This window comes from Streptomyces sp. NPDC007872 (assembly GCF_042868165.1).
Taxonomy (GTDB): Bacteria; Actinomycetota; Actinomycetes; order Streptomycetales; family Streptomycetaceae; genus Streptomyces.
The window spans coordinates 897,772-918,293 of sequence record NZ_JBIAEA010000001.1 but is presented as its reverse complement, the minus strand read 5'-3'; the positions used below and the strand labels follow the sequence as shown (position 1 = coordinate 918,293).

Sequence of the window (20,522 nt, the reverse complement as noted above, 5' to 3'; positions counted from 1 at the left end):
TCGTACGGTGCCGCTCAGGTGCCCGTCAGCTCCGCCACCAGCTCGTCGGCGGCCGCGTACGGGTCGAGGCCGCCCGCCGTGATCCGCTCCGCGAGCGCGTCGAGCCGCCGGTCGCCGCGCAGGTCCCCGATCCGCTCGCGCAGGGCCGTGACCGCGATGGTCTCGACCTCGCGGGCGGCGCGGGCCCGGCGGCGCTCGGCCAGGACCCCGTGCTCCTCCGTCCAGGCGCGGTGCTTCTCCAGGGCCTCCACGACCTCGTCGACGCCCTCGCCGCGGGCCGCGACCGTCTTCACGATCGGCGGCCGCCAGTCACCCGGGCCGCGCGCCTCGCCGAGGCCCAGCATGTGGTTGAGCTCGCGGGCGGTGGCGTCCGCGCCGTCCCGGTCGGCCTTGTTCACCACGTACACGTCGCCGATCTCCAGGATGCCCGCCTTCGCGGCCTGGATGCCGTCGCCCATGCCCGGCGCGAGCAGGACCACGGAGGTGTCGGCCTGGGAGGCGATCTCGACCTCCGACTGCCCGACGCCGACGGTCTCCACGAGGATCACCTCGCAGCCGGCCGCGTCCAGGACCCGGATGGCCTGCGGGGCGGACCAGGCGAGGCCGCCCAGGTGGCCGCGGGTGGCCATGGAGCGGATGTAGACGCCCGGGTCGGAGGCGTGGTCCGACATCCGGACCCGGTCGCCGAGCAGCGCCCCGCCGCTGAACGGGGAGGACGGGTCGACGGCCAGGACGCCGACCCGCTTCCCCGCCCGCCGGTAGGCGGTGACGAGCGCGGACGTCGAGGTGGACTTGCCGACGCCGGGCGAGCCGGTCAGGCCCACCACGTACGCGCCGCCGGTGAGCGGCGCGAGCGCCGCCATCACCTCGCGCAACTGCGGGGACCCCCCCTCCACGAGCGAGATCAGCCGGGCCACGGCCCGGGGCCTGCCCTCGCGCGCCTGGGCGACGAGTGCGGGGACGTCCACCATGTGCGGAACTCCTTGCCTGGGTGCTTACTTGCCGGAGACGCCGGAGACACCGGGAACACGGACGATCAGGGCGTCGCCCTGGCCGCCGCCGCCGCACAGGGCCGCCGCGCCGACGCCGCCGCCGCGCCGCTTGAGCTCCAGGGCGAGGTGGAGCACGAGGCGGGCGCCGGACATGCCGATCGGGTGGCCGAGCGCGATGGCGCCGCCGTTGACGTTCACCTTGTCGGTGGTGACGCCGAGGTCCTTCATGGACTGGACGGCGACCGCGGCGAAGGCCTCGTTGATCTCGATCAGGTCGAGGTCGTCGACGCCCAGGCCCTCCTTCTTGAGGGCGTGCAGGATCGCGCGGGACGGCTGCGACTGGAGGGAGTTGTCCGGGCCGGCCACGTTGCCGTGGGCGCCGATCTCGGCGATCCACTCCAGGCCCAGCTCCTCGGCCTTGGCCCTGCTCATCACGACGACGGCGGCGGCGCCGTCGGAGATCTGCGAGGAGGTGCCGGCGGTGATCGTGCCGTCCCTGGTGAAGGCCGGGCGGAGCTTGCCGAGGGACTCGGCGGTGGTCTCGGCGCGGATGCCCTCGTCCTTGGCGAAGATCACCGGGTCGCCCTTGCGCTGCGGGATCTCGACCGGGGTGATCTCGGCCTCGAAGACGCCGTTCTTCTGGGCGGCGGCGGCGCGCTGGTGCGAGAGGGCCGCGACCTCGTCCTGCTCGGGGCGCTCGATGCCCAGGCGGGTGTTGTGCTTCTCGGTGGACTCGCCCATGGCGACGCCCTCGAAGGAGTCGGTGAGGCCGTCGTACGCCATGGCGTCGAGCATCTCGATCGCGCCGTACTTGAAGCCCTCGCGGGACTTCGGGAGCAGGTGCGGGGCGTTGGTCATCGACTCCTGGCCGCCGGCGACGACCACGTCGAACTCGCCGGCGCGGATGAGCTGGTCGGCCAGGGCGATGGCGTCGAGCCCGGAGAGGCACACCTTGTTGATGGTGAGGGCCGGGACGTTCATCGGGATGCCGGCCTTGACGGCGGCCTGGCGGGCGGGGATCTGACCGGCGCCCGCCTGGAGCACCTGGCCCATGATCACGTACTGCACCTGGTCGCCGCCGATGCCGGCCCGGTCGAGGGCGGCCTTGATGGCGAAGCCGCCGAGCTCGGCGCCCGAGAAGGACTTGAGCGAGCCGAGCAGGCGACCCATGGGCGTGCGGGCGCCCGCGACGATCACTGAGGTGGTACCGGTCGTTCCAGACATGAGGCACGGCCCCTTGGGATGAGAAGTGAACGAGGGTTTACCGCCAATGTACTGAGCGGCCCGGCGCCCGGTCATCGGCCCGACGGTGTGACGGCGCGCACGTTGCGTAACCACTCCTCCGGGGTTGCACTGGAGCCATGCTGACGCGAATCGACCACATCGGGATCGCCTGTTCCAACCTCGACGCGACCGTCGAGTTCTACCGCGCGACCTACGGTTTCGAGGTCTTCCACACCGAGGTCAACGAAGAGCAGGGCGTCCGCGAGGCCATGCTCAGGATCAACGGGACCTCGGACGGCGGGGCCTCCTACCTCCAGCTCCTGGAGCCGACCCGGGAGGACTCGGCGGTGGGCAAGTGGCTCGCCAAGAACGGCGAGGGCGTGCACCACATCGCCTTCGGCACCGCCGACGTCGACGGCGACGCCGAGGCCGTCCGGGGCAAGGGCGTCCGGGTGCTCTACGACGAGCCGCGGACCGGCTCCATGGGCTCCCGGATCACCTTCCTGCACCCCAAGGACTGCCACGGCGTCCTCACGGAACTGGTCACCTCGGCGAAGCCGTCCGCTGACCCCTCCTCAGCGGAGCACTGACCTCCGGATTCCCGGCCCGGTAGAGTGGGCGGCTCCGGGCCGGGGCCGGTCGGGGCCGCTCCGCGTGGCACCCAAGTCGGGATGTCGGGGTCGTCCGATCTGCCACGATTCCCCGGGGGCCCGTCTCCGGCCGAGGGGACGGCGCTCTGGAGTGTTGCGACCAGGGTTGGGGTCTCCCCTGCTCGAACGCGTTGAGAGCTCGGGGAAGGATGGACCGCGCAGTGCGGGGCTACGAACGCCAGGAGAGCCACCGAGCTGAAGACGACCATCTCGCCCGGTTCGAAGCCGAGATGGACCGGCTGAAGACCGAGCGGGAGAAGGCCGTCCAGCACGCCGAGGACCTCGGTTACCAGGTCGAGGTCTTGCGCGCCAAGCTCCACGAGGCGCGCCGCACCATCGCGTCCCGGCCCTCGTACGACAGCGCCGACATCGGCTACCAGGCCGAGCAGATGCTGCGCAACGCCCAGGCGCAGGCCGAGCAGCTCCGCCAGGACGCCGAGCGGGAGCTGCGCGAGGCCCGCGCCCAGACCCAGCGCATCCTCCAGGAGCACGCCGAGCACCAGGCGCGGCTCCAGGCCGAGCTGCACAACGAGGCCGTCCAGCGCCGCCAGCAGCTCGACCAGGAGCTGAACGAGCGCCGCCAGACCGTCGAGGCGCACGTCAACGAGAACGTGGCCTGGGCCGAGCAGCTCCGCGCCCGTACGGAGTCCCAGGCCCGCCGGCTGATGGAGGAGTCCCGCGCGGAGGCCGAGCAGGCGCTCGCCACCGCCCGCGCCGAGGCCACCCGGCTCGCCGAGGAGACCAGCCGCCGCGTCGGCGCCGAGGCGGAGGCCGCCCGCGCCGAGGCGGAGGCGATCCTGCTGCGCGCCCGCAAGGACGCCGAGCGGCTGCTCGCCGGCGCCGCGGGGCAGGCGCAGGAGGCCACCAGCCACGCCGAGCAGCTCCGCTCCTCCACCGCCGCCGAGACCGACCAGGCCCGCCGCCAGGCCACCGAGCTGTCCCGCGCCGCCGAACAGCGCATGCAGGAGGCCGAGGAGAGGCTGCGGCTCGCCCGCGCCGAGGCCGAGAAGGCGCTCACCGAGGCCAAGGAGGCCGCCGCCCGGCAGCTCTCCTCCGCCGAGTCGGTCAACGAGCAGCGCACCCGTACGGCCAAGGCGGAGATCGCCCGGCTCGTCGGCGAGGCCACCAAGGAGGCCGAGACCCTCAAGGGCGAGGCCGAGGAGAAGCTGCGCGAGGCGACCGCCGAGGCGGAGAAGCTGGTCGCGGAGGCCTCCGAGAAGGCCCGTACGGCCGCCGCCGAGGACTCCGCCGCCGCGCTCGCCAAGGCCGCCCGCAGCGCCGAGGAGATCCTCACCAAGGCGTCCGAGGACGCCCGGGAGACCACCCGCAAGGCCGCCGAGGAGGCCGAGCGGGTCCGCCGCGAGGCCGAGGCCGAGGCGGACCGGCTGCGCTCCCAGGCCGAGGAGCAGGCGGACGAGCTGCTCGGTTCGGCCAAGGACGACACCAAGGAGTACCGCGCCAAGACCGTCGAGCTCCAGGAGGAGGCGCGGCGGCTGCGCGGCGAGGCCGAGCAGTTGCGCGGCGAGGCCATCGACGAGGGCGAGCGGATCCGCGGCGAGGCCCGCCGCGAGGCCCTCCAGCAGATCGAGGAGGCGGCCAGGACCGCCGAGGAGCTGCTGTCCAAGGCCCGCACGGACGCCGAGGAACTGCGGACGAAGTCCGGCGCGGAGAGCGAGAAGGTCAAGTCCGAGGCGATGGAGCGCGCCCAGACGCTCCGGGCCCAGGCCGAGGAGACCCTGGAGCGCACCCGCGCCGAGGCCGAGCGGCTGCGCGCCGAGGCCGAGGAGCAGGCCGAGTCGGTGCGGACCGCGGCCGAGGAGGCCGCGGCGACGCTGCGCGCGGACGCCGAGCGGGCCGCCGAGGCCCGGCGCGCGGAGGCCGCCGAGGAGCTGGCCCGGCTGCACGCCGAGGCCGGGGCGAGGGTGGCGGCCGCCGGGGAGGAGCTGACCGACGCGCGCGCCGAGGGCGAGCGGATCCGGCGCGAGGCCGCCGAGGAGACGGAGCGGCTGCGGACCGAGGCCGCCGAGCGCATCCGTACCCTCCGGGAGCAGGCCGAGCAGGAGGCCGAGCGGCTGCGGACCGAGGCGGCGGCGGACGCGGGCGCCGCGCGCGCCGAGGCCGAGGCCGTGGCCGTACGGCTGCGCACGGAGGCGTCCGACGAGGCCGAGCGGCTGCGGACCGAGGCCCAGGAGACCGCCGACCGGGTGCGGGCGGAGGCCGGGGCCGCCGCCGAGCGGGTGGCCGCCGAGGCCGCCGAGGCGCTGGCCGCCGCGCAGGAGGAGGCCGTACGGCGCCGCCGGGAGGCCGAGGAGACGCTGGAGTCGGCCCGTTCCGAGGCCGGCCGGGAGCGCGAGCTGGCCCGGGAGCAGTCCGAGGAGCTGCTCGCCGCCGCCCGCAGGCGGGTCGAGGACGCCCAGACCGAGGCGCAGCGCCTGGTCGAGGAGGCGGACGCGCGGGCGACCGAGATGGTCGCGGCGGCCGAGCAGACCGCCCAGGAGGTGCGGGACTCGGTGGCCGGTCTGCGCGAGCAGGCCGAGGAGGAGATCGCCGGGCTGCGGTCGGCGGCCGAGCACGCGGCCGAGCGGACCCGCACCGGGGCGCAGGAGGAGGCGGACCGGGTCCGCGCCGAGGCGCACGAGGAGCGGGAGCGGGCGGCCGGGGACGCGGCCGGCATCCGGGCGCGCGCCCAGGAGGAGTCCGAGGCGGCGAAGGCGCTGGCCGAGCGGACGGTCACGGACGCGCTCGCCGAGTCGGAGAAGCTGCGGTCGGACACCGCCGAGTACGCGCAGCGGGTGCGGACCGAGGTGACGGACTCGCTCGCCGCGGCCGAGCAGGACGCGGCGCGCACGCGGGCGGACGCCCGGGACGACGCGAACCGGATCCGTTCGGAGGCCGCGGAGCGGGCCGAGACGGTGGTCGGCGAGGCGCGGGCCGAGGCGGACCGGCTCACCGCCGAGGCGGTCGAGCTCATGGAGACCACCGAGCAGGACGCCCTGCGCATCCGTACCGAGGCCGAGCAGGTCAGGGCGGACGGCGAGGCGCACGCGGAGGCGCTGCGGGCGGCCGCGCTCGCGGACGGCGAGCAGGTCCTCGACGAAGCCCGCAAGGCCGCCGACAAGCGCCGCGCCGACGCCGCCGAGCAGGCCGACGCCCTCATCGCCGAGGCCACCGGCGAGGCCGAGCGGCTCACCCGCGAGGCGGCCGGGCTGGCCGAGCGGGTCACCACGGAGGCGCGCGCCGAGGCGGAGCGGCTCACCGCCGAGGCGGTCGAGCTCATGGAGACGACCGAGCAGGACGCCCTGCGCATCCGCGCCGAGGCCGAGCAGGTCAGGATCGACGGCGAGGCGCACGCCCAGGCCCTGCGGGCCGCGGCGCTCGCGGACGGCGAGCAGGTCCTCGACGAGGCCCGCAAGGCCGCCGACAAGCGCCGCAGCGACGCCGCCGAGCAGGCCGACGCCCTCATCGCCGAGGCCACCGGCGAGGCCGAGCGGCTCACCCGCGAGGCGGCCGGGCTGGCCGAGCGGGTCACCACGGAGGCGCGCGCCGAGGCGGAGGCCACGGTGGGTTCCGCGCGGCGGGACGCCGAGGAGGTCCGCGCCGGGTCGGAGCGCCTGAAGGCGGACGCCGAGGCGGCGGCCGAGCGGATGCGCGCGGAGGCCCGCGCGGAGGCAGACCGGGTCCTGGACGAGGCGCGGGAGGCCGGGGCCAAGAAGCGCGCGGACGCGGCCGAGCAGGCGGACCAGCTCGTCGCCAAGGCCCAGGAGGAGGCGCTGCGCGCCACCACGGAGGCCGAGTCGCAGGCGGACCTGATGGTCGGCGCGGCCCGCAAGGAGGCCGGGCGGATCGTCGCCGAGGCGACCGTCGAGGGCAACTCCCTGGTGGAGAAGGCCCGTACGGACGCGGACGAGCTCCTGGTCGGGGCGCGCAGCGACGCGACGGCGATAAGGGAGCGGGCCGAGGAGCTGCGGGGCCGGATCGAGGGCGAGATCGAGGAGCTGCACGAGCGGGCGCGGCGCGAGACGGCCGAGCAGATGAAGACGGCCGGCGAGCGGGTCGACAAGCTGGTGAAGGCGGCGACGGAGCAGCGCGCCGAGGCCGAGGAGAAGGCGAAGGAGCTGGTCTCCGACGCGAGTTCGGAGGCGAGCAAGGTCCGGATCGCCGCGGTGCGGAAGGCCGACGGGCTCCTCAAGGAGGCCGAGCAGAAGAAGGCGTCGCTCGTCGCGGAGGCCGAGGCCATCAAGGCGGAGGCGCAGCGGATCCGGGCCGAGGCCGAGGCCGAGGCGGCGGAGACGATCGCGGAGGGCAAGCGCGAGCTGGAGGTGCTCGTGCGCCGGCGCAAGGACATCAACGCCGAGATCTCCCGTGTCCAGGACGTCCTGGAGGCGTTGGAGTCTTTCGAGACCCCGGGCGGCGGGAAGTCCTCCGGTTCGGTGGGCGCGAGAGCGGGGGCCTCGGCGGGTTCCACCCGGACGAGTGGCAAGTCCCAGGACGGCTAGCCACTCAAAAGGCTGGACATTCTCCCGACCAAACAGGCATACGCTCGATGACACGCCGCTTCGGCCCCTAGGATTCCCTCTAACACCTCACCGGTCTCATTCGACAGGAACCCCATGAGCGACACTTCCTCCCCCTTCGGCTTCGAGCTCGTGCGGCGCGGTTACGACCGCGGTCAGGTGGACGACCGCATTACCAAGCTCGTGGCCGACCGCGACAGTGCTCTTTCGCGCATCACCTCTCTGGAGAAGCGCATCGAGGAGCTCCACCTCGAAACGCAGAACGCCCAGGCACAGGTCACCGACGCCGAGCCGTCGTACGCGGGGCTCGGCGCCCGGGTCGAGAAGATCCTCCGGCTCGCCGAGGAGGAGGCGAAGGACCTGCGTGAGGAGGCCCGTCGCGCCGCCGAGCAGCACCGCGAGCTGGCCGAGTCGGCCGCCCAGCAGGTGCGCAACGACGCGGAGTCGTTCGCGGCGGACCGCAAGGCCAAGGCCGAGGACGAGGGCGTCCGGATCGTCGAGAAGGCGCAGGGCGAGGCCAACTCGCTGCGCGCCGAGGCGCAGAAGGACGCGCAGTCGAAGCGCGAGGAGGCCGACGCCCTCTTCGAGGAGACCCGCGCCAAGGCCGCCCAGGCCGCCGCGGACTTCGAGACCAACCTGGCGAAGCGCCGCGAGCAGTCGGAGCGGGACCTGGCCTCGCGTCAGGCGAAGGCCGAGAAGCGCCTGGCGGAGATCGAGCACCGGGCCGAGCAGCTCCGCCTGGAGGCCGAGAAGCTGCGTACGGACGCGGAGCGCCGGGCCCGCCAGACGGTGGAGACCGCGCAGCGCCAGGCCGAGGACATCGTGGCCGACGCGAACGCCAAGGCCGACCGGATCCGCAGCGAATCGGAGCGCGAGCTGGCGGCCCTGACGAACCGCCGGGACTCGATCAACGCGCAGCTCACCAACGTCCGCGAGATGCTGGCGACGCTGACCGGTGCCGCGGTGGCGGCGGCCGGCTCCCCGATCGACGACGAGCGCCAGGCCGGCGTCCCGGCCCAGCAGACGCGGTAACGGCCGTCCGGGCGACGCCCGGCCACGTCTCGCGGAACCCCCCGTCATTCCGGTGGCGGGGGGTTTCGCGCGCCCGTAGGTTGGACGCATGATCGAGCTGGAGGGCCTGACCAAGCGCTACGGGACGAAGACCGCGGTCGACCACCTCTCCTTCCAGGTGCGGCCCGGTGTGGTCACCGGCTTCCTCGGGCCGAACGGGGCGGGCAAGTCGACGACGATGCGGATGATGCTGGACCTGGACAACCCGACGAGCGGGACGGTCCGGATCGACGGACGGCACTACCGGGAGCTGCACGAACCCCTGAAGCACATCGGGGCGCTGCTCGACGCCAAGGCGATGCACGGCGGCCGTTCGGCCTACAACAACCTGCTGTGCCTGGCGCAGTCGAACCGCATCCCGCCGAGCCGGGTGGACGAGGTGCTGGCCCTGGTGGGTCTGACGCCGGTCGCGCGGAAGAAGTCGAAGGGTTTCTCCCTCGGCATGGGGCAGCGGCTCGGCATCGCCTCGGCGCTCCTCGGTGATCCCGAGATCCTGATGTTCGACGAACCCGTCAATGGTCTGGACCCCGAGGGAATTCACTGGATCCGCAATCTCATGAAGGCGTTGGCGGCCGAAGGCCGGACGATCTTCGTTTCCAGCCATCTGATGAGTGAAATGGCGCTGACGGCCGATCATCTGATCGTCATCGGACAGGGAAAGCTGCTGGCCGACACGTCGATGGCTGATTTCATCCAGCAGAATTCCCGGAGTTATGCGCGGCTGCGTTCGCCGCAGCGGGAGCGGTTGCGGGACGTGCTGCACGCCAACGGCTTCGTCGTGGTCGAGGCGGGCGGCGGCGCCCTGGAGGTGGACGGGGCGACGACCGAGAAGCTGGGCGAGCTGGCGGCGGAGAACGGACTCGTGCTGCACGAGCTGAGCTCCCAGCGCGCCTCGCTCGAAGAGGCGTTCATGCAGATGACGGCGGGCGCGGTGGAGTACCACGCGCACGGCACCGACGTACACGGCGGCGCGGCGGCGCCCGGCCCCCTGTGGGGCGCGACCTCCGAGGGAGACTGAACGATGGCAGTGGCGTCCGCGGTCCTCCAGTCCGAGTGGACCAAGATCCGGACGGTGTCGTCGACCGTCTGGACGCTGGCGAGCGCGCTGCTCGTCACGGTGGTGATGGGCGCGGCCCTGTCCGCGGTCCTGGCGTCCCAGTTCGACGACCTGAGCGAGGCCGAGCGCCTCACCTTCGACCCGACCGTGGTCAGCTTCTCCGGGATGATCCTGGGCCAGCTCGCGATGGTGGTCTTCGGCGTCCTGGTGGTGGGGACCGAGTACTCCTCCGGCATGATCCGCACCTCGCTGGCGGCCGTGCCCCGGCGGGGGTCCTTCCTCTTCTCGAAGATCGCGGTGGCGGGCGTGCTCGCGCTCCTGGTGGGGCTGGTGACGAGCTTCCTCACTTTCTTCCTGGGACAGGCGCTGCTCGGCGACCACGGGACCACGATCGGCGCGGAGAACGTGCTGCGGGCGGTGGTCGGCGGCGGGATCTACATGGGCCTGATCGCGGTCTTCTCCATGGGGGTGACGGCGATGCTGCGCTCGTCGATGCTCTCGCTCGGCATCCTGATGCCCTTCTTCTTCCTCGTCTCGAACATCCTCGCGGCGGTGCCGAAGGCCAAGGAGGTGGCCCGCTACTTCCCGGACCAGGCCGGATCGAAGATCATGCAGGTCGTGCCGGGCGCCATGGACTCGGACAAGGCTCCGTACGGCCCCTGGGGCGGGCTCGGGATCATGCTGCTCTGGGTGGCCGCGGCGCTCCTCGGCGGCTATCTGGTGCTGCGGCACCGGGACGCCTGACCCCCGGTCCGCCCCCGGTCCGTCCCCCGGTTTTCGCCGGAACCGTCAACGGCTGGATAAGCTCCTAGCTCATACGGGGGGCTTCGGCCGACGGACGCCGCGCCCCGGCACGGATGCGACCGACCTGTCGATGGGGCTGCAGAATGATCGAGGCAGTCGGCCTGACGAAGCGCTACGGCGCCAAGACGGCCGTGTACGACCTTTCCTTCCGGGTGAGACCCGGTGTGGTCACCGGCTTCCTGGGGCCCAACGGCTCCGGCAAGTCGACGACGATGCGGATGATCCTCGGGCTCGACCGGCCCTCCGCGGGCCACGTGACGATCGGCGGCCACCCCTTCCGGCAGTTGCCGAACGCGCCCCGGCAGGTGGGCGCGCTCCTGGACGCCAAGGCCGTGCACGGCGGCCGGAGCGCGCGCAGCCACCTCCTTTCGCTCGCCCAGCTCGCCGGCATCCCGGCGCAGCGGGTCGACGAGGTCCTCGGCGTGGTCGGCCTCCAGGACGTGGCCAAGCGGCGCTCGAAGGGCTTCTCGCTCGGCATGGGCCAGCGGCTCGGCATCGCGGCGGCGCTCCTCGGCGACCCGCAGGTGCTGCTCTTCGACGAGCCCGTCAACGGTCTGGACCCCGAGGGCATCCTCTGGGTGCGCAACCTCATGAAGAAGCTGGCCGCGGAGGGCCGGACGGTCTTCGTCTCCAGCCACCTCATGAGCGAGATGGCGCTGACGGCCGACCACCTGATCGTGATCGGCCGGGGGCAGTTGCTCGCGGACATGAGCGTCAAGGACTTCATCTCGGCGAACTCCGCCGACTTCGCCCGGGTGCGGACGCCGGGGACCGAGCCGGCGCAGCGGGAGAAGCTGACGGCGGTCCTGACGGAGGCCGGCGGCCAGGTCCTCTCCGAGCCGGACGGGGCGCTGCGGGTGACGGGCCTGCCGCTGCCGAGGATCAGCGACCTGGCGCACGACGCGGACGTACGGCTCTGGGAGCTGTCCCCGCACCAGGCGTCCCTGGAGGAGGCGTACATGCGCCTGACGCAGGGCGCCGTGGACTACCGCTCCACCGACGACCGGCTCGCCCACCTCCAGCCGCCGCTCCAGCCCGGACAGCCGGGATACGGGGCGCCGCCGCAGCCGGCGGTCCAGGACGTGCCGCAGCAGGGCTGGTACGCCCCGCCGCCGCCCGGGCAGAACCCGTACGCCACGGCGCCGCAGGCACCCGGCGCGCCCGGCCACGCGCCCGCACCGCATCCGTACGCCCCTCCGGCCCGGCCGCCGGCCGCCCCCCGGCCGAGCGACACCCCCAAGGACGCCCGATGACCGCCCCCGCCCACCCGCGGCACGCCCCGGCGCCGCACGCCTACGTCTCCCCCATCCCGGTCCGCCGGGCCCACCTCGGGGACGCCCTCGCCTCCGAGTGGACGAAGATCCGCTCGGTGCGCTCCACGGTGTGGACGCTCGGCGTCATGGTCCTGCTGATGGTCACCATCGGCCTGGGCGTGGCGGCCATCGCCTCGACCTCCGAGGCCCCGATGGGCGAGGAGCCCGCGCTCGCCTTCGGCTTCTTCGGGATGCTGCCGGCGTCGATCTGCGTGATCACGCTCGGGGTGCTCACGATCGCCTCGGAGTACGGCACGGGCATGATCCGCACGACGCTGACGGCGTGCCCGAGCCGGGCCCGGGTCCTGACGGCGAAGGCGATCGTCTTCTTCGTGCTGGTCTTCGCGGTCACCACGCTGGTGGCGACGCTGGTCGCCCTGGCGCAGGTCGCCATGGTGGACGCGGCGGAGCCGACGGGCGGCGAGTGGCTGCGCGCGACGGTCGGCGCGGGCGCCTACCTGGCCGCGCTCGGTCTGCTGTCGCTGGCGATCGGCACGGTCGTCCGGCACTCGGCGGGCGCGATCACGGTGATGATCGGTCTGCTGCTCCTGCCGCTGGTGGCGGCCCTGTTCATGTTCTCCGCGGCGCTGAAGTCGGTGCAGGAGTGGCTGTTCATGTACGCGATCCCGTCGCAGATGATCGCGCTCTACAGCACGCACCCGCCGTTCGGCGAGGACGGTCCGGCGGGCTGGGAGCCGCTGCTGATCATGGGCGGCACGGCGGCGGTGGCGCTGGCCGGTGCCTACGCCCTGCTGAACAGCCGGGACGTGTAGCCGGTCCGGTACCCCTCAGTACCTCGGCGCGTTGCGGGACCGCTGCACCCGGCTGGTGCGGCGGTCCTTCGCGTTCCAGCAGGCCTTGTGCCAGTGGCGCCGGTCGTCCACTCCCCCGTACTCCGGCCAGGCGACCACGTGCGGGGCGCCGGGCGGGATCTCCTGGTCGCAGCCCGGGCAGCGGTAGCGCTTGCCGGGCGCGCTGGCGCCGGCGACGAGGCGGACGTACCACTCCTCGCCCTGCCAGCTCTCGGTGCGCTGCGCCCCGCCGTACCGGTCGCCGTGGTCGCCCTGCGGCTCGGACTGGTCGCGGCCTCGGGCGCGGTTGTGACGCGGGGACACGGGCACACCTCACGGGATCGGGGAACACGGACGGTTCCGTCCAGCCTACGGGCCGCCACGCGGTGCCCCGGGCCCGGTGGGCCGGGGCCGGTCGAAAATCGCAAGAACTTCATGAACGGCCGTTGCCTTTGGCACGTGTCAGGCGTTGATGCCAGTGCGAGGGGGAGATTCGCGTCGGCCGCAAGGAGGCACAAGGCGATGCGCGTGGGTACGTTCGTTCTGGCCGCCCAGTTCCCGGGCCAGGGGCAGGGTGAGGCGCTGCACCGGGCGGTGCGGACCGCCGAGGTCGCCGAGGAGGCGGGGCTCGACTCCGTCTGGCTCGCCGAGCACCACTTCGTGCCGTACGGGGTGTGTCCCTCGGCCGTGACGCTGGCGGCGCTGCTCCTCGGCCGTACCCGGCGGCTGCGGGTCGGCACGGCGGTGAGCGTGCTGCCGACCGTCCACCCGGTCGCCCTGGGCGAGCAGGCGGCGCTGCTGCACCTCACCTCGGGCGGCAGGTTCACCCTCGGGGTGGGCCGGGGCGGGCCCTGGGTCGACCTGGAGGTGTTCGGCGCGGGCCTGGAGGCGTACGAGGAGGGCTTCCCCGCCTCCCTCGACCTGCTGCTCCGCTGGCTGACCGAGCCGCGCGTCGGTGCCGAGGGGGAACGGTTCTCCTTCCGGGAGGTGCCGGTGGTGCCCCGGCCGGACGAGCTGATCGGCGGGGAGCCGGCCCCGGAGGTGGTGGTGGCGTGCACCTCGCCGAAGAGCGTGCGGCTGGCGGCCGAGCGCGGCCTTCCGATGCTGCTCGGGATGCACTGCGGCGACGAGGACAAGGCCGAGATGGTCGCGGCCTGGACGCGCTGGTCGCGGGAGTCCGGGCGGGATCCGGACGAGACCGCCCGGATCGGCTCCCACCACGTGTCGGCGGGCGTGGCCCAGTTGGCGGACCGGCGCGAGGACGCGGCCGAGGCGCTGGTGAAGGCGATGCCCGGCTGGCTGAGGCAGGGGCTCGACGCACATGTGACGGTGGACGGCCGGCACCGGTCGATGCGGGACCCCGTGGCGTACACGGAGCTGCTGTGCGGGCTGCACCCGGTGGGCACGCCCCGGCTCGCGGCGGACCGGCTGGCGGCGACGGCGGAGCGCACGGGCATCACGCGCTTCGCCCTGCTCGCGGAGGGCTCGGGCGACCTCGCGGCGACCGAGGAGAACGTCCGGCGCCTCGGCGCGGAGGTCCTGCCGCTCCTGGTGTGAGGCGGTGTGGTCCTGCTCTTCCGGTGACCGTGCTGCCGCTCCGGCATCCCTTCGCGCCGGTGCGCGTCGACCCGCACCGGCCCCCTTCTCCCGCGACGGGGAGCGGCAGCAGCATGTCTCAGCAGTCGCGCAGTTCCGGGGACTGGTTCAGGAGCTGTCCCCTGATGGAGGTGAAGCGGGCGAGCCGGTCGTCCACCGCCGGGTCCAGCGGGAAGACCGCCACCCGGTGGCAGTTCTGGAAGGCGAGACGCACGCCGAAGTGCCGCTGCAGGGCGCCACGAATGGCGTCGCTCGCGAGCGCGCGCAGCAACTGACCGCGTGCCTGCTCGTTCGGCGGCGGCGTCTGGTTGTCGGCGAACTCTCCGCCGTCGACCTTGAGCTGGGCCACCAGAGAGCTGATCATCTCCCATGCGTAGGGCAGGGAGGTCCGGACGCAGTCGACGAAGTCGGCTTCGTCGACCTCGCCTCGCTCGGCCTGTTCCAACAGGGCCGGTGAGACGTCGAGCGACATGGGTTCTCCTCTCGCGACCCCGCGGGCGGGGTCTTGCGGGCAGGGCCGAAGGCCGGGCCGTGCGCCACGCAGCGTGCACGGACGACGACCTCCAGCTTCCACGGTAAGCGCGCAGTCCTGGCCGCACCAGAAGATGGCGAACACAACCGGCTGATAACCGACGGGTGTTCGGCTCATGAAGATCCCTGTCCGGGGTGCGGTCACCACCCGGCCGCCGCCCGAATCGCGCGGAAGAGCGCCCGTCTTGTAGCGTTGCCGACCATGCGTCTCGTCATTGCCCGCTGTTCCGTCGACTACGCGGGCCGGCTCACCGCCCACCTGCCCTCCGCGCCCCGTCTGATCCTGGTCAAGGCAGACGGAAGCGTCTCCGTCCACGCGGACGACCGGGCGTACAAACCGCTCAACTGGATGTCCCCTCCGTGCACGCTGAAGGAGGGCGTCGACACCGAGTCCGGCGTCTGGACCGTGATCAACAAAGCGGGCGAGAAACTGATCATCACGATGGAGGAGATCCTCCACGACTCCTCGCACGAGCTGGGCGTGGACCCGGGCCTCATCAAGGACGGGGTGGAGGCGCACCTCCAGGAGCTGCTCGCCGACCGCATCGAGACCCTCGGCGCGGGCTACTCCCTGATCCGCCGCGAGTACCCGACCGCGATCGGTCCCGTGGACATCCTGTGCCGGGACTCGGACGGCGCGACGGTCGCGGTGGAGATCAAGCGGCGCGGCGAGATCGACGGCGTCGAGCAGCTCACCCGCTACCTGGAGCTGCTCAACCGCGACCCGCACCTGGCGCCGGTGAGGGGCGTCTTCGCGGCGCAGGAGATCAAGCCGCAGGCGCGGGTGCTCGCGACGGACCGCGGCATCGGCTGCGTGGTCCTCGACTACGACGCCCTGCGCGGCATCGAGGACGACAAGCTGCGCCTGTTCTAGGGGCGGCGGTACGACGGACGGGGCCGGCCCCGGGTGCGGTGGACGCGCCCGGGGCCGGCCCCTTCTTCCGTATGCCGGTACGGGGTCAGGCGGGGGTCTGCGTGGAGCCCGCGGGGGCGGGCGGGCCGCCGAGGGAGGCGGAGGCGGAGTTGCCGGGGCTGCCCTCCTGGGACGTGGAGGTGCTCGGCTCCGGCTCCGGTTCGGTGGCCGGTGGGGTCGTCGGGGTCGTCGGCGGGTCGACCGTGGGCTTCGTCGGCGGCTTCGTCGTCTTCGTCGGCGAGGTGGTCGGCTTCGGGGACGTCGTCGTCGGGTCCGGGGTGGTCGGCCCCGTCGACGGCGTCGTGGGCCGCGTCGTCCCCGCCGGGTCCGTCGTGGACGACGGGTCGCCCGAGGGCGAGGAGGAGGACGGGCCGCCGGTGGTGCCGGGGCTCGTGGAGGAGGACGGCGGGGCGCCGCCGGAGCCGGAGGGGCTCGGGGTGCCGGAGCCGGTGGGGCCGTCCGTCTCCCCCGGTGCGGGGTCCTCGGGCGTCTCGTCGGCGTCGGTCTCCTCGTCGGGGACGCCCTGGGTCGGGGTGCTGTCGGAGGTGACGCGCTGCGGGGCGGAGTCCTCGGCGTTGCCGGAGGTGGCACCGAGGGTCACGACGGTGCCGAGGACCGCGACGAGGAGCGCGCCCGCGCCGACGGCGACGAGGTTGCGGCGGGCGCCGTGGAGGATGCCGGAGCCGAGGCCGGGGCGGCCGTCCCCCGCGACGGGGACGGGGCGCGTGGCGGGCGCCGGGCCCTTGTCGGCGAGGCCGGAGAAGCCGGGGAAGGAGGGGGCCGGGCCCCGCACGGGTCCGCCGGGCAGCGGGGCCGTGACGGGCTCCGGGGCCGGGAGGACGGCGGGGCGGGCGGCCGGGGTGCCGCGCGGCGGGGAGACGGGCCCCTCGGCACGGAGCGCGGCCGGGACGGCGTGCTCCCCGGAGAGGTCGGCGACGAGGGCGAGGGCCCGGCGGCCGGCGACGGTGCCGCGCTTGTCGGCGAGCGCCCCGCGCATGCCGATGGAGGCCTCCAGTTCGGCGCGGGCCCGCTCCAGGTTGCCCGCGCAGATCGCGAGGACGCCGAGCTCGTGGTGGAAGTAGGCCTCCTCCGCCACGTCCCCGGTCAGCCGGGCGGCCTCCTGTCCGGCGCGCAGGGCGCGCTCCCAGGCGCCCCAGTGGAGTCCGGCGGCGAAGGCGGGGGCGGCGGCGCGGGCGAGGAGGACGGCGGTGGCCCGGCGCTCGGCCCCGGTCTCGGTGCCGTCGGCGTTCCCGTTGCCGGTGCCGGTGAGGAGCGCGGTGAGGGCGGCGAGCAGGGCGTCGGCCTCGGCGGCGGCCCGCTCGGGGGTGACGGAGGGGTGGGCGGCCCACCAGGCGTAGTGCTGGGCGGCGGTGTGGGCGCGGTCGGCGGCCTCGTGCTCGTACCCCTGGGCGAGGAGCTGGGTGAGGACCCCGGCGGCGAGCCGGTGGCGGGGGCCGGCCGGGGAGAGCAGGCCGCAGGACAGGAGTTCGCCGAGGGCGGCGTCGGCGTGGGTGTCGCCGACCAGGGCCGGCAGGTGGGCCTGGTGCGGGAGTTCGCCGCCGAGGGCGACGGCGAAGCGCAGGGCGGTCTGGGCGGAGCGGCTGAGCCGGGAGGCGAGGAGGCCGGCGGGGGCGGCGCCCTCGCCGAGGCTGGGCAGGGGTATCTCGCGCAGTTCGACGTCGGGGTCGTCGACGCCGTCGAAGGCGGCGGCCGCGGCCTGCGCCGCCGCCGCGGGGTCGGTGGGTCCGAAGGCCTCTTCGAGGGCGCCGAAGGCGTCGAACTCGGCGGGGGTGACGCGCAGCCGGTCGCGCTGGCGGAGCAGGGCGCCGGCCTGGACGAAGCGGAGGGGCAGGCCCTCGGACTCGAACCACAGGTCGCCGGCCCAGTTGGCCTCCTCGTCGCTGAGGGGGCGGCCGACGGCGCTCTCCAGGAGTTCGAGGGCGGCGCCGCGGCCGAGGCCGGCGAGGAGGACGTCCTCCAGGTGGGCCCCGGCCGAGGGGGCGGGGGTGTCGGGGGTCACGGCGAACAGGAAGGCGCACTCGGGGGCGGCGGCGAGGAGTTCGTCGAGGGCGACGCCGCCGAACTCCAGGTCGTCGACGACGACCACGGCGCCGACCTCGCGGAGCCGGGCGAGGAGTTCGGGCCGGTCGGGGCGGTGGCCGGGGGCGTACCGGACGGCGGCGAAGAGCTCGTGGAGGAGTTCGCCGGGGGCGCGGTGGTGGCCGGAGAGGCGGACGACGCCGTCGGGGGCGAGGTCGGCGCAGTCGGCGGCGACCGCGTCCAGGAGGGCGGTGCGGCCGGAGCCGGGGACGCCGAGCAGCCGGGCGGAGCGGCCCCGGCCGAGGATCGCGGTGAGCCGCTCGCGCTCCTCCTGGCGTTCGAGGAGCGGCAGGACGGGGGCGGCCGGGCCGGGCGGTACGGGCGGGGCGAGGGCGCGGGCGGCCTCGGCGCGCTCCTCGGGGGTGCGGGGGCGGGGGGCCTCCGGCTCCTGCCCGGGCGGGCAGGGTTCGATCTCGCTGCCGTCGACGGGGTTGACGGTGAGGAGGAGCCCGCCGGAGACGAGCCGGACGACGCGGGCACGCACGGGCGCGGCCGCGGGTGCGGGCACGCCGCGGCCCTGACGGGCCTCCTCGCCCTCGGTGTCGTGACCGTACTCCTCCGACCCAGGGTTGATCGGGTCCATGGTCCTAGCCCCCAAGAAGCGGTGTGCGGGCCCGCCGGGTGGGTCGCGTCCTCGTACGGACGGCCAATGTGCGGACGGCCGAAACCCTAGACCGTGGCCGGACGGCCGGGAACAGTCGGGGTGGTCCCGAGACCAAGACGTCATGGTCTCGTGAGGATCGGGCGTGACGCCCGGTGCGCGCCGTCGGTCCGCTCCGGCCTCCCCGGAGGGGGCGGGTCTCAGACCCGGGGCAGCGATTCCAGGGCGAGGCCGCCCTCGATGGCGAGGATGCGGTGCAGCCGGGTGGCGACGAGGAGGCGCTGCATCTGGGGCGGCACCCCGCGCAGGACCAGGCGCCGGCCGCAGCGGCCGGCCCGCCGGTGGGCGCCCATGATGACGCCGAGACCGGTGGCGTCCCAGGAGTCGAGCCCTGTCAGGTCGAGCACCAGGTCGCCGACTCCGTCGTCGACGGCCGAGTGCAGGACCGTACGGGCGTCCGCCGCGCTGCGGACGTCGAGGCGGCCCCCGACGACCAGCTCGACGTGGTCGCCCCTGATGTGCATATGCGCTCCCCGAGAGTGCTCCGTCTTCGCAACAACTGACTGCCGCGTCGGCAGAAGCGTTGCGCCTTGTCAGCGATCCGGTACCGAAATTCACCCCACGGAGTGAGGCGGGGTGGGCGGGCCGGGTCCGGTGGCCGTGCCGCGGGCCCGTGTGCCCGTGCGGGCGGGGCCCCGACGGCCCCGGTCCGCTCAGTACGTGTAGTAGCCCTGCCCGCTCTTGCGGCCGATGTCACCCGCGTCCACCATCCGGCGCATCAGCTCCGGCGGCGCGAACTTCTCGTCCTGGGACTCGGTGTAGATGTTGTTCGCCGCGTTCACCAGGATGTCGATGCCGGTCAGGTCGGCGGTGGCGAGCGGGCCCATGGCGTGGCCGAAGCCGAGCTTGCAGGCGGTGTCGATGTCCTCGGCGGTGGCGACGCCCGACTCCTGGAGCTTGGCGGCCTCGACGACGAGGGCGGCGATGAGCCGGGTGGTGACGAAGCCGGCGACGTCGCGGTTGACGACGATGCAGGTCTTGCCGACGGACTCGGCGAACTCGCGGGCGGCGGCGAGGGTGGCGTCGCTGGTCTTGTAGCCGCGCACCAGCTCGCAGAGCTGCATCATCGGGACCGGGGAGAAGAAGTGGGTGCCGACGACGGCCTCGGGGCGCCCGGTCACCGCGGCGATCTTGGTGATCGGGATCGCGGAGGTGTTGGAGGCGAGGACGGCGCCGTCCTTGGCGACCTTGTCGAGCGAGCGGAAGATCTCGTGCTTGACGTCGAGGTTCTCGAAGACGGCCTCGACGATCACGTCGGCGTCCGCGACGGCTTCGAGCTCGGTGGTGGCGGTGATCCGGCCGAGCGCGGCCTCCGCGTCGGCGGCGTCGAGCCCGCCCTTGGCGACGAAGCGGTCGTACGACGCCTTGATGCCGTCGGTTCCGCGGGTCAGGGCGGCGTCGGTGACGTCCCGCAGGACGACGTCCCAGCCCGCCTGTGCCGAGACCTGTGCGATGCCGGATCCCATGAGTCCGGCACCGATGACGGCGAGCTTCCTGCCCACGATGTTCCACCCCTCCGCGCCTGTTCACTTCTGGCTCTCCGGCGGAGATTAGCGGTCCGGGGGCGCCATGTGACCGCTAAGTAATGCGCGTCACGCCCTCTTTGACGGACGTCACACCCGCGACAGGCGGCGGGCGCGGCCGTTCAGACTCGTACGGCGTACGTCAGGACCTTGTCGCCCAGCAGCTCCTCGATCTCGTCGAGGAGGACGAGCGCCTCGCGGGAGACGGCGGTCGCCCGGCGGCCCGCGGTCATCTCACCGGTGATGTAGGCGACGACCGTGTTCTCGATCCAGGCGAGCTGGCCGCCGACGAGGAGCGGCAGCGGGTCGTCGGCGGCGGCGCCGGTCTCCTCGCGGAGGGCGGTGACGACGGCGTCGCGGACCTGTTCCTGGAGGTGGAAGAGGCGGGCCTTGAGGGTGGGGGCGTGCTCGATGACGTTCATGAAGGCGTCGAAGCCGTCCATGAGTCCGTACGCGGGCGACACGGCCCCGATGTCCTGGCGCAGTTCCCGCAGGACCGCGTGGGCGGCGGACTCGCCCCGGTCGCGGCCGCGGATCATGCGGGCGAGGCGCAGGGTGACGCCGTCCATCCGGTCGAGGAACAGGTCTTCCTTGGCGGGGAAGTAGTTGTAGACGGTGTTGACGGAGACGTCGGCCGCCTCGGCGACGTCCGCGACCGTCACGCCCCCGAAGCCGCGCTCCAGGAAGAGCCCGGTGGCGATGTCGGAGATCCGCTGCTTCGTCTCGCGCTTCTTGCGCTCCCTGAGTCCCTCGGCCATGCCCCCATCCTAGGCACCCTGAAA

Annotated in this window: 17 protein-coding genes; 9 read left to right on the top strand and 8 right to left on the bottom strand. The window is 73.9% G+C overall.

Features of this window, described 5'->3' with window-relative positions:
• Window positions 1–14: 14 nt before the first annotated feature.
• Complete coding sequence (gene meaB / locus ACFYNX_RS03725; protein WP_388657261.1) at window positions 15–971, bottom strand: methylmalonyl Co-A mutase-associated GTPase MeaB; 957 nt, start codon at window positions 969–971, stop codon at window positions 15–17.
• 24 nt (window positions 972–995) lie between these two features.
• Entirely contained in the window at window positions 996–2,216 is a 1,221-nt protein-coding gene (locus tag ACFYNX_RS03720; RefSeq protein WP_365541437.1) for an acetyl-CoA C-acetyltransferase, read from the bottom strand.
• Between the two features lie 137 nt (window positions 2,217–2,353).
• On the opposite strand from ACFYNX_RS03720, the gene mce reads away from it, so the two are divergent.
• The 7 genes from mce to ACFYNX_RS03685 all read left to right on the top strand — a co-directional run bounded on the left by mce (window position 2,354) and on the right by ACFYNX_RS03685 (window position 12,398).
• Complete coding sequence (mce, locus tag ACFYNX_RS03715) at window positions 2,354–2,806, top strand: methylmalonyl-CoA epimerase (protein ID WP_365541435.1); 453 nt, start codon at window positions 2,354–2,356, stop codon at window positions 2,804–2,806.
• Window positions 2,807–3,027: 221 nt separating this feature from the next.
• Window positions 3,028–7,362, top strand: coding sequence for a polarized growth protein Scy (scy, locus tag ACFYNX_RS03710; RefSeq protein ID WP_388657831.1), 4,335 nt, complete (start codon window positions 3,028–3,030; stop codon window positions 7,360–7,362).
• A 114-nt stretch (window positions 7,363–7,476) separates the two neighbouring features.
• On the top strand, window positions 7,477–8,412 hold the full coding sequence (locus ACFYNX_RS03705) for a cellulose-binding protein (protein WP_030218803.1): 936 nt from the start codon (window positions 7,477–7,479) through the stop codon (window positions 8,410–8,412).
• Window positions 8,413–8,500: 88 nt separating this feature from the next.
• Window positions 8,501–9,469 (top strand): ABC transporter ATP-binding protein, encoded by a 969-nt coding sequence (locus ACFYNX_RS03700; RefSeq protein WP_125665799.1) that lies wholly within the window; start codon window positions 8,501–8,503, stop codon window positions 9,467–9,469.
• Window positions 9,470–9,472: 3 nt separating this feature from the next.
• Window positions 9,473–10,252: an ABC transporter permease gene (locus ACFYNX_RS03695; RefSeq protein WP_388657257.1), complete on the top strand. Its 780-nt coding sequence runs from the start codon at window positions 9,473–9,475 to the stop codon at window positions 10,250–10,252.
• A gap of 143 nt (window positions 10,253–10,395) precedes the next feature.
• The gene (locus ACFYNX_RS03690) at window positions 10,396–11,565 is read left to right on the top strand and encodes an ATP-binding cassette domain-containing protein (RefSeq protein WP_388657254.1); all 1,170 of its coding nucleotides are present in this window, start codon (window positions 10,396–10,398) and stop codon (window positions 11,563–11,565) included.
• Window positions 11,562–12,398 (top strand): ABC transporter permease subunit, encoded by an 837-nt coding sequence (locus ACFYNX_RS03685; protein ID WP_388657251.1) that lies wholly within the window; start codon window positions 11,562–11,564, stop codon window positions 12,396–12,398. The genes ACFYNX_RS03690 and ACFYNX_RS03685 overlap by 4 nt, the downstream gene beginning before the upstream one ends.
• 15 nt (window positions 12,399–12,413) lie before the next feature.
• On the opposite strand, the gene ACFYNX_RS03680 is transcribed toward ACFYNX_RS03685, so the two are convergent.
• Window positions 12,414–12,740 carry an ATP/GTP-binding protein gene (locus ACFYNX_RS03680; RefSeq protein ID WP_125668317.1) on the bottom strand — a complete coding sequence of 109 codons (327 nt, stop codon included), beginning with the start codon at window positions 12,738–12,740 and terminating at the stop codon, window positions 12,414–12,416.
• Between the two features lie 198 nt (window positions 12,741–12,938).
• Between ACFYNX_RS03680 and ACFYNX_RS03675 the strand changes: the two genes are divergently transcribed.
• Window positions 12,939–13,973, top strand: a complete 1,035-nt coding sequence (locus ACFYNX_RS03675; protein ID WP_388657249.1) for an LLM class flavin-dependent oxidoreductase — start codon at window positions 12,939–12,941, stop codon at window positions 13,971–13,973.
• A gap of 118 nt (window positions 13,974–14,091) precedes the next feature.
• On the opposite strand, the gene ACFYNX_RS03670 is transcribed toward ACFYNX_RS03675, so the two are convergent.
• Window positions 14,092–14,484: an SCO5389 family protein gene (locus ACFYNX_RS03670; RefSeq protein WP_030218823.1), complete on the bottom strand. Its 393-nt coding sequence runs from the start codon at window positions 14,482–14,484 to the stop codon at window positions 14,092–14,094.
• A gap of 261 nt (window positions 14,485–14,745) precedes the next feature.
• On the opposite strand from ACFYNX_RS03670, the gene nucS reads away from it, so the two are divergent.
• A complete protein-coding gene (nucS, locus tag ACFYNX_RS03665; RefSeq protein ID WP_365541422.1) occupies window positions 14,746–15,417 on the top strand; it encodes an endonuclease NucS in 672 nt (223 codons plus the stop codon).
• A gap of 85 nt (window positions 15,418–15,502) precedes the next feature.
• Here nucS and ACFYNX_RS03660 read toward each other — a convergent pair whose 3' ends face one another.
• The 4 genes from ACFYNX_RS03660 to ACFYNX_RS03645 form a co-directional block, all read right to left on the bottom strand.
• Window positions 15,503–18,139, bottom strand: a complete 2,637-nt coding sequence (locus ACFYNX_RS03660) for an ATP-binding protein (protein WP_388657245.1) — start codon at window positions 18,137–18,139, stop codon at window positions 15,503–15,505.
• A gap of 218 nt (window positions 18,140–18,357) precedes the next feature.
• Window positions 18,358–18,681, bottom strand: coding sequence for an STAS domain-containing protein (locus ACFYNX_RS03655; RefSeq protein WP_030210572.1), 324 nt, complete (start codon window positions 18,679–18,681; stop codon window positions 18,358–18,360).
• A gap of 189 nt (window positions 18,682–18,870) precedes the next feature.
• On the bottom strand, window positions 18,871–19,719 hold the full coding sequence (locus tag ACFYNX_RS03650; RefSeq protein ID WP_365541418.1) for a 3-hydroxyacyl-CoA dehydrogenase family protein: 849 nt from the start codon (window positions 19,717–19,719) through the stop codon (window positions 18,871–18,873).
• A 143-nt stretch (window positions 19,720–19,862) separates the two neighbouring features.
• On the bottom strand, window positions 19,863–20,498 hold the full coding sequence (locus tag ACFYNX_RS03645) for a TetR/AcrR family transcriptional regulator (protein WP_365541417.1): 636 nt from the start codon (window positions 20,496–20,498) through the stop codon (window positions 19,863–19,865).
• Between the last annotated feature and the right edge of the window lie 24 nt (window positions 20,499–20,522).

Coding starts and splice junctions, on each gene's coding strand:
- meaB (WP_388657261.1), bottom strand. CDS start 971: ATGGTGGACGTCCCCGCACTCGTCGCCCAGGCGCGCGAGGGCAGGCCC.
- ACFYNX_RS03720 (WP_365541437.1), bottom strand. CDS start 2,216: ATGTCTGGAACGACCGGTACCACCTCAGTGATCGTCGCGGGCGCCCGC.
- mce (WP_365541435.1), top strand. CDS start 2,354: ATGCTGACGCGAATCGACCACATCGGGATCGCCTGTTCCAACCTCGAC.
- ACFYNX_RS03705 (WP_030218803.1), top strand. CDS start 7,477: ATGAGCGACACTTCCTCCCCCTTCGGCTTCGAGCTCGTGCGGCGCGGT.
- ACFYNX_RS03700 (WP_125665799.1), top strand. CDS start 8,501: ATGATCGAGCTGGAGGGCCTGACCAAGCGCTACGGGACGAAGACCGCG.
- ACFYNX_RS03695 (WP_388657257.1), top strand. CDS start 9,473: ATGGCAGTGGCGTCCGCGGTCCTCCAGTCCGAGTGGACCAAGATCCGG.
- ACFYNX_RS03690 (WP_388657254.1), top strand. CDS start 10,396: ATGATCGAGGCAGTCGGCCTGACGAAGCGCTACGGCGCCAAGACGGCC.
- ACFYNX_RS03685 (WP_388657251.1), top strand. CDS start 11,562: ATGACCGCCCCCGCCCACCCGCGGCACGCCCCGGCGCCGCACGCCTAC.
- ACFYNX_RS03675 (WP_388657249.1), top strand. CDS start 12,939: ATGCGCGTGGGTACGTTCGTTCTGGCCGCCCAGTTCCCGGGCCAGGGG.
- ACFYNX_RS03670 (WP_030218823.1), bottom strand. CDS start 14,484: ATGTCGCTCGACGTCTCACCGGCCCTGTTGGAACAGGCCGAGCGAGGC.
- nucS (WP_365541422.1), top strand. CDS start 14,746: ATGCGTCTCGTCATTGCCCGCTGTTCCGTCGACTACGCGGGCCGGCTC.
- ACFYNX_RS03660 (WP_388657245.1), bottom strand. CDS start 18,139: ATGGACCCGATCAACCCTGGGTCGGAGGAGTACGGTCACGACACCGAG.
- ACFYNX_RS03655 (WP_030210572.1), bottom strand. CDS start 18,681: ATGCACATCAGGGGCGACCACGTCGAGCTGGTCGTCGGGGGCCGCCTC.
- ACFYNX_RS03645 (WP_365541417.1), bottom strand. CDS start 20,498: ATGGCCGAGGGACTCAGGGAGCGCAAGAAGCGCGAGACGAAGCAGCGG.